General features: G+C 70.6%; 8 protein-coding genes. 6 read left to right on the top strand and 2 right to left on the bottom strand.

Translation table 11 applies throughout. The features are described 5' to 3' along the window. The 5 genes from CS062_RS16735 to glk form a co-directional block, all read left to right on the top strand. A partial coding sequence (locus CS062_RS16735; RefSeq protein WP_199174269.1) for an extracellular solute-binding protein occupies nt 1-1,167 on the top strand: 1,167 nt, incomplete at its 5' end. 12 nt (nt 1,168-1,179) lie between these two features. After that, the gene (locus CS062_RS16730) at nt 1,180-2,187 is read left to right on the top strand and encodes a carbohydrate ABC transporter permease (protein WP_099862724.1); all 1,008 of its coding nucleotides are present in this window, start codon (nt 1,180-1,182) and stop codon (nt 2,185-2,187) included. After that, nucleotides 2,174-3,064, top strand: coding sequence for a carbohydrate ABC transporter permease (locus tag CS062_RS16725; RefSeq protein ID WP_233218102.1), 891 nt, complete (start codon nt 2,174-2,176; stop codon nt 3,062-3,064). Before CS062_RS16730 ends, CS062_RS16725 begins: the two co-directional genes overlap by 14 nt. Before the next feature lie 146 nt (nt 3,065-3,210). Beyond that, nucleotides 3,211-4,587, top strand: a complete 1,377-nt coding sequence (locus CS062_RS16720) for a GH1 family beta-glucosidase (protein WP_099862723.1) — start codon at nt 3,211-3,213, stop codon at nt 4,585-4,587. Nucleotides 4,588-4,739: 152 nt separating this feature from the next. Beyond that, on the top strand, nt 4,740-5,735 hold the full coding sequence (gene glk / locus CS062_RS16715) for a glucokinase (protein WP_099862722.1): 996 nt from the start codon (nt 4,740-4,742) through the stop codon (nt 5,733-5,735). Nucleotides 5,736-5,847: 112 nt separating this feature from the next. On the opposite strand, the gene CS062_RS16710 is transcribed toward glk, so the two are convergent. Beyond that, nucleotides 5,848-7,869: a M13 family metallopeptidase gene (locus CS062_RS16710; RefSeq protein WP_099862721.1), complete on the bottom strand. Its 2,022-nt coding sequence runs from the start codon at nt 7,867-7,869 to the stop codon at nt 5,848-5,850. Between the two features lie 135 nt (nt 7,870-8,004). Continuing rightward, entirely contained in the window at nt 8,005-8,979 is a 975-nt protein-coding gene (locus CS062_RS16705; protein ID WP_233218101.1) for a DMT family transporter, read from the bottom strand. A 137-nt stretch (nt 8,980-9,116) separates the two neighbouring features. Between CS062_RS16705 and CS062_RS16700 the strand changes: the two genes are divergently transcribed. Then, the gene (locus CS062_RS16700; RefSeq protein ID WP_099862720.1) at nt 9,117-9,995 is read left to right on the top strand and encodes a LysR family transcriptional regulator; all 879 of its coding nucleotides are present in this window, start codon (nt 9,117-9,119) and stop codon (nt 9,993-9,995) included. The last annotated feature ends 29 nt before the right edge of the window (nt 9,996-10,024 follow it).

Genomic DNA, 10,024 nt, shown 5'->3' with positions numbered 1-10,024 from the left:
GTCGCCACCTTTCCCGATCTCGACCGGGCCGCGATCGCCGCGGCGCCGCGGTGGCGCGCGCGCCATCCGGCGGTCGAGCTCAAGCTGCTGTCGATGCAGTACGCCGATCACCACCTGTCGATGACGACGGCGCTGGCGACCGGCTCCGGCCTGCCCGACGTGATGGCGATCGACCTGCGCTATATCGGCAAGTTCGCCGGCTCGGGCGGCTTCGTCGATCTCAACCAGGCGCCTTACCTGGCCGCGTCGCATGCCGACGACTATGTCCGCTTCGCGATGGCGCAGGGCGCCGGACCGGGCGGCACGCAGGTGGCGATTCCCGCCGACATCGGCCCCGGCACGCTGATCTACCGCAAGGACCTGCTCGACCGTGCCGGCGTCGGCGAGGCCGAGATCACCCGCGACTGGTCCGCCTACCTGGCCGCGGGCGAGCGCATCCGCAAGGCCACCGGCGCCTACCTGATGGCCGACGCCGCCGACCTGCGCGACATCGCGCTGCGGCAGGGATTGCAGGACGGCGAAGGCCTGTACTTCGACGCCGACGGCCGTGTGCTGGTCGAGTCGGCGCGCTTTCGCCAGGCCTTCGAACTGGGCCGTGCCGCGCGCCGTGCCGGCCTGGACGCCCGCGCGATCGCCTGGACCAACGACTGGGCGGCCGGCTTCAAGCAGGGCCGCATCGCCACCCAGATGATCGGCGCGTGGCTCGTCGGTCAGCTGCGCAACTGGATCGCGCCGGCGACCTCGGGCCTGTGGCGCTCGGCGCCGCTGCCCGGCGGCGTCCAGGCCGCCTACGGCGGCTCCTTCTATGCGATCCCGAAGAAGGCGGCCAACAAGGCTGCCGCCTGGGATTTCATCCGACTGATGACGGCCGATGCCGCGGTGCAGCGCGAGAGCCTGAAGGCGCTCGACAGCTTCCCGGCGATGCGGGCGGTCCTCGACGACCCGGTGATGGACGAGCCGATCGAGTTCCTCGGCGGGCAGCGCGCGCGCCAGCTGTGGCGCGAGACCGCGGTCCGCATTCCCGCGATCCCGGTCAACCGCTTCGACGCGCTCGCCACGACGGTGATCCGCGACGAGTTCGAACGGGTCGTCGCCCGGGGCAAGGCCATTCCCGAGGCGCTGGCCGACGCCCGTCGCCTGATCGAGCGCCGCGCGCGTCGTCGCTGAGGAGGCCGGACCATGTCCCCGACGTCAAGCGCCTCCCGACCGCGCCGCCTGTCCTGGCTGCCGCGTCTGCCGGCGCTGCGATCGCGCCGGATCGCGCCCTACCTGTTCATCGCGCCGTTCTTCGCGCTGTTCCTGGTGTTCGGCCTGTTCCCGCTGCTGTTCTCGATCTACCTGTCGCTGCAGCAGTGGAACCCCGCCGAGGGCCTGCACACGATGCACTGGGTCGGGCTCGAGAACTACGGCTATGCGCTCACCGACCCGTGGTTCTGGGATGCGCTCTACAACACGGCCTGGTTCGCGCTGGTCTCGGGCCTGCCGCAGCACCTGGTGGCGCTGCCGCTGGCCTTCTTCATCCACCGCCGCTTCAAGCGCGGCCGCGACCTGGTCGTCGGCGCCTACTTCGTCCCGTACATCACCTCCAGCGTCGCGATCGCATTGATCTTCACCACGCTGTACTCCAAGGATTACGGCCTGATCAACGCCGCGCTCGCGGAACTGACGCGCATCCCGTTCATCGGCAGCCCGCTGGCCTCGCTGACGGCGCTGCGGGAGGGCGGCATCGACTGGCTCGGCGACGCCGACGTCACCCGGCCCGCCGTCGCCTTCGTCGTGTTCTGGCGCTACCTGGGCTGGAACCTGGTGCTCTACCTGTCGGCGCTGCAGGTCATCGACAAGGACCTCTACGAGGCCGCGACGCTGGACGGCGCGAGCGAATGGCAGCAGTTCCGCCATGTCACGCTGCCGCTCCTCAAGCCGATGATGTTCTTCGCGGTGACGCTGACGATCATCGGCAACCTGCAGCTGTTCGAGGAGCCCTTCATCCTGGTGGATGGCGAGAAGGGCGTCGCCTCGTCGGTGATGACCACGGCAATCTTCATGTATCGCACCGCCTTCTCCGATGGCGACTTCGGCACCGCGTCGGCGATGTCCTGGTTGATGTTCGTGCTGATCGCCGCGCTGACCTGGCTCAATGCGAAGCTGTTCGGCCGCGACCCGGGAGGCCGCCATGGCGCGCGCTGACGGCCTGCCCATGGGGCCCGCGCCGACGCGCGAGGGGCGCGCGACGCGCGCGCGCCGCTCCGCGGGCCGGCCGTGGCTCGCCTGGGGCCTGGTGATTGCCGGCGCGCTGGTGCTGGTCTCGCCGCTGTACTTCACCTTCGTCTTCGCGACGCAGGACCGCGCGGCCATCTTCGACACGCCGCCGCCGCTGTGGTTCGGCGACGCGGCGCCGTCCAACCTGCGGCTGCTGCAGGAGCGCCTGCCGTTCTGGCGCAACCTCGGGATGAGCCTGTACGTCGCGTCGATGACGACGGCGCTGAACCTGCTGCTGTGCTCGCTGGCCGGCTACGCCTTCGCGATCTACGAGTTCCGCTTCAAGCGCGCGCTCTTCGCGGTGGTGCTGGGCTCGATGATGCTGCCGGCCTTCCTGCACATGATCCCCAGCTTCATGGTCATGGACGCGCTGGGCTGGATCGACGAACCGCGCGCGCTCTACGTGCCGGCGGCCGCCAGCGCGCTGGGCATCTTCCTGATGCGGCAGTACATCGGCTCGGCCATCCCGCCGGACCTGATCGACGCCGCGCGCATCGACGGCTGCGGCGAGTTCCGCATCTTCTGGTCCATCGTGCTGCCGCTGCTCACGCCGGCGCTGGGCACGCTGGGCCTGATCACCTTCATCGCGAGCTGGAACAACTTCGTCGCGCCGCTGGTGGTGATGCGCTCGGCCGAGCACTACACGCTGCCGCTGGCGCTGCGCTCGATGCAGGCGCCGAACAACACCGAATGGGGCGCGCTGATGATCGGCAGCGCCATCGCGATGCTGCCGCTGCTGGTGGCCTACCTCTTCAGCGCCCGGCGGCTGGTCGCCGGGCTGACCTCCGGCGCCGTGCGCGGCTGACCGCACCGCCACCGACCGACCACCCTCCGACCATGCCCGCCGCCTCGACGCCCACCGGACCTGCGATGCCCCCGGCCCGCCCGACGTCCGCCAGTGATCGCGGCGACGCTTCCTCCACGATTTCCACGACAACGACGCCGACCACCATGCACGCGAACGACGCCAATCCCGCCGCCGATACCGCCACCTTCCAATCGCTGATCCGGTCGCTGCCCGCGGACTTCCAGTGGGGTTCCGCGACCAGCGCCGCGCAGATCGAGGGCGCCGGCCGCGAGGACGGCAAGGGCGAGTCCATCTGGGACCGCTTCTGCGCCCAGCCGGGCCGCATCAAGGACGGCTCCAACATCGACATCGCCTGTGACCACTACCGCCGCTATCCCGAGGATGTGAAGCTGATGCGATGGCTGGGCCTGGACGCCTACCGCTTCTCCTTCTCTTGGCCGCGAGTGCAGCCGCTGGGTCGCGGCGCCTGGAACGAGGCCGGATTCGACTTCTACGACCGCCTGATCGACGAACTGCTGCAGGCCGGCATCAAGCCCAACGCGACGCTGTACCACTGGGACCTGCCGCAGGCGCTGGACGATGCCATCGGCGGGCTGCTGTCGCGCGAGGTGGTGCCGCTGTTCGCCGACTACGCCGCCGAGATCGCGCGCCGCTTCGGCGACCGGCTGTCGACGATCGCCACGCTGAACGAGCCCTGGTGCTCGGCGACGCTGGGCTACGAGACCGCGCAGTTCGCGCCCGGCCACACCAGCCGCGCGGAGGCCTACCAGGTCTCGCACCACCTGCTGATGATGCATGGCGCGGCGATGCAGGCCATGCGCGCGGTCGGCCCGAAGGCGCAGCTGGGCATCGTGCTCAACCACACGCCGTCCTTCCCGGCCGACCCGCTCAGCGAGGAGGATCGACGCGCCGCGCGCATCGACGACGGCACCAATGTGCGCTGGTACATGGACCCGGTGTTCCGCGGCCAGTACCCGGCCGACATCGTCGAGTACCTCGGCGCCGATGCGCCGCGGGTGCAGGACGGCGACCTGGCGCTGATCCAGCAGCCGCTGGACTTCCTGGGCATCAACTTCTACACCCGCAGCGTGCTCAACGGCCGGCAGCAATTCGTGACGCCGCCGGGGGAACTGGGCTTCACCGACATGGGCTGGGAGATCTATCCGCAGGCGCTCACCCAGCACCTGCTGCGCATCACCCGCGAGTACACGCCGCCGCCGCTGGTCATCACCGAGAACGGCATGGCCAATGCCGACAGCGTGGTCGACGGCCGGGTGCCCGACGCGGCGCGCATCGCCTACCTGCGCGGCCACCTCGAGGCGCTGGCCCAGGCGGTGGCGCTGGGCGCCGACGTGCGGGGCTACTTCTACTGGAGCCTGCTCGACAACTTCGAATGGAACTCGGGCTACCAGAAGCGCTTCGGCCTGTTCCACGTCGACTATGCGTCCCAGCAGCGCCTGGCCAAGGACAGCGCCCACTGGTACCGCGACGCGATCGCCGCCTTCAAGGCCGCGCGTTGAGCGCCATGGACTGAACATCGGGCGCCGCGGCGCCCGTCGGGTCCGGCCGCGGGTGGACTGTGGCAGCATCCGGGGCTTTGGCGCGCGGGGCGGGCACGGCTCCTGCCGCGTGGAGACGGGATGCGCGATGCATCGGTGAAGGAGCAGAAGGCATGAGTCAGGGCGGAACGACGCCAATGCGGTTGCTGGCGGACGTGGGCGCGACGCATGTGCGCTTCGCCAGCCAGGGGGGAACGGCGGAGCCGCTGGAACACGTCGCGCGCTACCTGTGCCGCGACTTCGACACGCTCGCGGACGCGATCTTCTATCACCTGCATCGCGAGGGCCTGCCGCGGCCGCGCAGTTGCGCGATCGGCATCGCCACGGCCGTCACCGGCGACCATGTGCGCATGACCAACCACCACTGGAGCTTCTCCACCCGGGCGCTGCAATCGGCGCTGGGCGCGGAGCGGGTGCTGGTGATCAACGACTTCACCGCGCTGGCGCTGGCGCTGCCGGCGCTGGGACCGCAGTCGATGCGCAAGGTCGGCGGCGGCGAACCGGTGGCCGGCGCGGCCAAGGGCCTGGTCGGCCCCGGGACCGGACTGGGGGTGTCGGGCCTGCTGCGGTCCGACGACGGTGCCACGCTGGTCGCGGTCGGCGGGGAGGGCGGGCATGCCACGCTGTCCTCCTACGAGCCCGAGGAGCGGGCCGTGCTCGACCTGCTGCACCGGCGCTTCGGTCATGTGTCGGCGGAACGGGCGGTGTCGGGCCCGGGCCTGGAGAACCTCTACATGGCGCTGGCCGAGTTGCGCGGCCTCAAGCTCGCCCCGGGCGAAGGCCGCGCCGCGCCGGCGATCACCGCGGCGGCGCTGGCGGGCGAGCCCTTCAGCAGCGAAGTCGTCACCATGTTCTGCGCGCTGCTGGGCGACGTCGCCGGGCATGTGGCGCTCACGCTCGGCGCGCGCGGCGGGCTCTACATCGGCGGCGGCATCGTGCCGCGCCTGGGGGACTGGTTCGACCGCAGCCCGTTCCGGGCGCGCTTCGAGTCCTGCGGCCGGTTGACGTCCTACCTGCGGGCGATTCCGACCTACGTCGTGCAGGAGGCCGACCAGGCGCCGTTGCTCGGGGCCAGCCGGGCCTTGGATCGGGATGTGCTGACGCACTGAGACCGCCTGCGCGCGCCCTGCCGTTCCCGATCACCGGCTGACTCGCTCGATCCGGGTCGGCGCGGAAATGAAAAAGCGGCCGGAGACCGGCCGCTTCGTCGGGAGCCCCGGATCACCAGATCCGGATGCGGTCCTCGCTGGGCTTGAACATCTTGTCGCCCGGCTTGGTCTTGAAGGCTTCGTGGAAGCCGTCGTGGTTGACGGCCGCGCCATTGGCCCGGAACTCCGGCGGCGAGTGCGGGTCGATGGTCAGCAGCTGCAGCTTGCGCTCTTCGCGCGCCTTCTCGCGCCAGGCCTGCGACCAGCCCATGAAGAAGCGCTGCTCGCCGGTGTAGCCGTCGATCACCGGCGCCGGCTTGCCGCCCAGCGAGCGCAGGTAGGCCTTGTAGGCGATCTGCAGGCCGGACAGGTCGGCGATGTTCTCGCCCAGCGTCAGCTTGCCGTTCAGGTGCTTGCCCGGGATCGGCTCGTAGCCCTCGTACTGCGCGACCAGCTTCGCGCCGATGGCGTCGAAGGCCTTGCGGTCGTCGTCGGTCCACCAGTTGCGCAGCTTGCCGTCGCCGTCGAACTGGCTACCCTGGTCGTCGAAGCCGTGGCTGATCTCATGCCCGATCACCGCGCCGATCGCGCCGTAGTTCACCGCGTCGTCGGCCTTGGTGTTGTAGAAGGGCGGCTGCAGGATGGCGGCGGGGAAGACGATCTCGTTGAGCGTCGGGTTGTAGTACGCGTTGACCGTCTGCGGCGTCATCAGCCATTCGCGCCGATCGACCGGCTTGCTGGCCTTGGCGGCCTGGCGCTTCCACTCGAAACTGGCCGCGCGCAGGTTGTTGCCCACCGGGTCGCCGGCCTTGACCTCCAGCGCGCCGTAGTCGCGCCAGACATCGGGGTAGCCGATCTTGACCATGTACTTGGACAGCTTGTCCTGGGCCTGCGCCTTGGTCGCGGGCGTCATCCAGCTGAGCTTGTCGATGGACTCCTTGTAGGAGGCCAGCAGGTTGTTGACCAGCTGCAGCATCCGGGCCTTGTCGGCGGCCGGGAAGTAGCGCTTGACGTAGACCTCGCCGACCGCCTCGCCCAGCGCGCCGTTGACGTTGCCCACCGCCTGCTGCCAGCGCGGCAGCGGGCTCTTCGCGCCGGTCAGCGCCGCGCCGTGGAACTGGAAATGGGCGTCGCGGTAGACCTTGGGCAGGGTGGTGGCGTTGGCGTCGATCGCGCGGAAGCTCAGGTAGAGCTTGAGGTCCTCCAGCGGTGCCTCGCCCAGGATCCTGGCCGCGCCGGTGAGGTAGCTCGGCTGCGACGCGGACAGCTTGTCCAGGCCCGGCAGCGAGGCCGCGGTGAAGAAGGCGTTCCAGTCGAAGCCCGGCGCCTTCTGCGCCAGCTCGGCCGGCGTCATCGGGTTGTAGGTCTTCTGCGGATCACGCAGCGCGACCTTGTCCCACTGCACCTCGGCCAGGCGCTCCTCAAGCGCCAGCACCCGCTGCGCGCTGCCGGCCGGATCGGCGATGCCGGCGGCCTTGGCCAGCGTCTGCAGGTAGTCGACGTAGGCGGCGCGCGCCTTGGCCAGGCGCTCGTCCTCCTTCTTGAGGTAGTAGTCGCGGTCGGGCAGGCCCAGGCCGCCCTGCCAGGTCTGCAGGCGGTTGATGGTCGGGTCCTGGTAGTCGGCCTCGATGCCCAGCGGCACCGGGGTATCGACGACGCCGGTCTGCGCGCCCAGCCAGGTCGCGAGCTGCGCGCGCGTCTGGATCGCGGCGATGCTGTCCAGCAGCGGCTTGATCGGGGCCAGGCCGGCCTTGTCGATCGCGGCGGTGTTCATGTAGGCGGCGTAGTAGTCGCCGATCTTCTGCTCGACGGTGCCGCCCTGGGCCTTCTTCTTCGACAGGTCCTCGATGATCGAGCGGGCGCGCTTGTCGGACAGGTCCGCCAGCAGGTGGAAGGCGCCGTAGGACGACTTGTCGGCGGGGATCTCGGTCGTCGACAGCCAGTGGCCGTTGGCGGCGCGGAACAGGTCGTCCTGGGGACGCACGGTCTTGTCGTAGCCCTTCAGGTCGAGGCCCGATTGCGGCTGCGCCGCCATCGCGAGGCCGCCCAGCTGCATCAGCAGGGCGAGGGTGGTGAGGCGGAGGGCGTTCTTCATCGCAAGCTGGTCTGGAGCGCGGGCCGGGCCCGTCGGAGCCGGAAGCCTATGCCACAAGACAGACCCATGACAAAAGCCATGAGGCCGCTTGTGGCGGCCGTCGCACCGGGGCTTTCCAGCTTGCCGCGCGGCTCGTCAAGTGGCTGGACAACGCCCGTCGGCACCGACCGCCGCCCTGGTCTTCACGCCTTCTTGAGCGGGCGGACGACGCCCCGGTGCCGGCGACCGCGTGCTCAGCGTCAGTGCCGCGATCACCAGTGCCGCGCCGATCCACTCCTGCGCCGCCGGATGCTGGCCGAGCGCGACGCTCATCAGCAGCGCCGACACCGGGACGCCATTCAGGAACAGGGTGCCGCGCGACGCGCCCAGTTGCCGCACGCCGAAGTTGAAGGCCACGACCGCGGCGACCGTCGGCACCGCCGCGATGTAGAGCAGATGCGGCGCGACTGGCGTCAGGTCCTGCCAGGTGGGCGCGTCGACCCAGCCGGCGGCCGTCATGGCGACGGCGAACAGCAGTTGCCATGGCAGCGCCGCGATCGCGGTCAACCCGGTGTACTCCAGCGGGCTCAATGCGGGGAGCCGGGCCGCGCCCCGGGTGTAGAGCACCCAGCCGATCGTGCCCAGCAGCGTCAGCGCGTCGCCCAGCAGCATATGCGGCGGGCCGTCGGTGCGCCCGAGCACGCCGGACACCAGCACCACGCCGCTCAGCGCCAGCACCGCCGCGCCGGCCACGCCCAGGCCGGGCCGGTGGCCGTCCAGCAGCCAGCGCAGCAGGATCGTCGTCATCGGCATCGTGGCCATCAGCACCGCGCCGTGCGAGGGCAGCGACAGCTTCAGGCCCTCCAGCACCAGCACGCCGAAGAAGCCGTAGCCCAGCACGCCGTGGCCGGTCAGCGTGCCCCAATGCGCCTTGAGCTTGGCCCAGGGGCGCTGGCCAAAGCGCATCACCAGCAGCGTCATGCCGACACCGGCCAGCAGGTAGCGCACCGCGGTGAACCAGACCGGGTCGAGGCGGCCCAGCACCGGCTTGCCGACGAGGAACAGGCTGCCCCAGGAGATCGCGGCGAACAGCATCGCGATGGTGGCGGCCAGGGGAGAGGTGGGAGTCACGGCGACCGACCCTTCTTGAAGACTGCGATGGGACGGCAGTCTGGGCGTCGCCTCGCGCGGGGTCCATGCGCATGTTTGGAACAGGCGTTTGAAGAATCCGAACGTGGCCGGTGCGGCGGCTGGTCACAATCCGGCCCATGGAGCTGTACCAGCTGAAGAGCTTTCTGGCCGTCGTGGCCGAACGGAACCTGACCCGCGCCGCGGAGAAGGTGTTCACCAGCGTGCCCGCCGTCAGCGCCCAGATCAAGGCGCTGGAGGAGGAACTGGGCGTGCAGCTGTTCGAGCGCAGCTCGCGCGGCATGACCCTGACGGCCGCCGGCGAGAAGCTCGCCGAGGAGGCGCGCCGCACGCTCGACGCGGCGCAGCGCCTGCGCCAGGCCGCCGCGCAGATCCGTGGCGAGGTGCAGGGGCGGCTGCGCATGGGGACCGTCACCGACCCGCTGGCGCTGCGCCTGGGCGAGGTGCTGGTGAAGCTGGCGGAGCGCCATCCCGGCATCGGGCTGCAGCTGATGCAGCGCCTGTCGCTGCACAGCGTGCAGGCGCTGCGCCGCGGCGAGGTCGACTGCGCTTATGTGCTCTACGACGGCGAAGCCGCCGACGGCCTGGTGGTCGAGCGCCTGCGCCGGATGGAACTGGCTGTGGCGGTGCCACGCCGCTTCGCCGACCGCGAGTGGCCGGTGTCGCGGGAGGCGCTGCTGTCGCTGCCCTGGATCGGCACGCCGCCGGACTGCGGCTTGCGGCCGGCCGCCGAGCGGCTGTTCCAGAGCGCTGGCCAGGAACCGCCGCACAGCCTGATGGCCGAGACCGAGGCGGCCGTGCGCGGCATGGTCGCCAGCGGCCTGGGCGCCGCGGTGCTTCGCAAGGACCAGGCCCAGGCGGCGGTCGAGGCCGGCGAACTGCGCATCTGGCCGCATTGGCAGGACGAGACCTGGCTGTGCTGGCTTCAGCAGGAACAGGCCGAGGACCACGCGCTGCACGCGCTGCACGAGCTGGTGCGCGAGGTCTGGCAGGACTGATCCCGCCCGGCGGCAAGCGCCGCCCTGGG

This window comes from Roseateles chitinivorans (assembly GCF_002761755.1).
Taxonomy (GTDB): domain Bacteria; phylum Pseudomonadota; class Gammaproteobacteria; order Burkholderiales; family Burkholderiaceae_C; genus Roseateles; species Roseateles chitinivorans.
The sequence above is the reverse complement of the archived record's forward strand: the minus strand, read 5'-3'. Positions and strand labels throughout refer to the sequence as shown.

What these genes read in the sequence shown, in the direction of transcription:
- CS062_RS16710 (WP_099862721.1), bottom strand. Translation starts at nt 7,869, where the DNA reads ATGAAGAACGCCCTCCGCCTCACCACCCTCGCCCTGCTGATGCAGCTG.
- glk (WP_099862722.1), top strand. Translation starts at nt 4,740, where the DNA reads ATGAGTCAGGGCGGAACGACGCCAATGCGGTTGCTGGCGGACGTGGGC.
- CS062_RS16720 (WP_099862723.1), top strand. Translation starts at nt 3,211, where the DNA reads ATGCACGCGAACGACGCCAATCCCGCCGCCGATACCGCCACCTTCCAA.
- CS062_RS16700 (WP_099862720.1), top strand. Translation starts at nt 9,117, where the DNA reads ATGGAGCTGTACCAGCTGAAGAGCTTTCTGGCCGTCGTGGCCGAACGG.
- CS062_RS16730 (WP_099862724.1), top strand. Translation starts at nt 1,180, where the DNA reads ATGTCCCCGACGTCAAGCGCCTCCCGACCGCGCCGCCTGTCCTGGCTG.
- CS062_RS16725 (WP_233218102.1), top strand. Translation starts at nt 2,174, where the DNA reads ATGGCGCGCGCTGACGGCCTGCCCATGGGGCCCGCGCCGACGCGCGAG.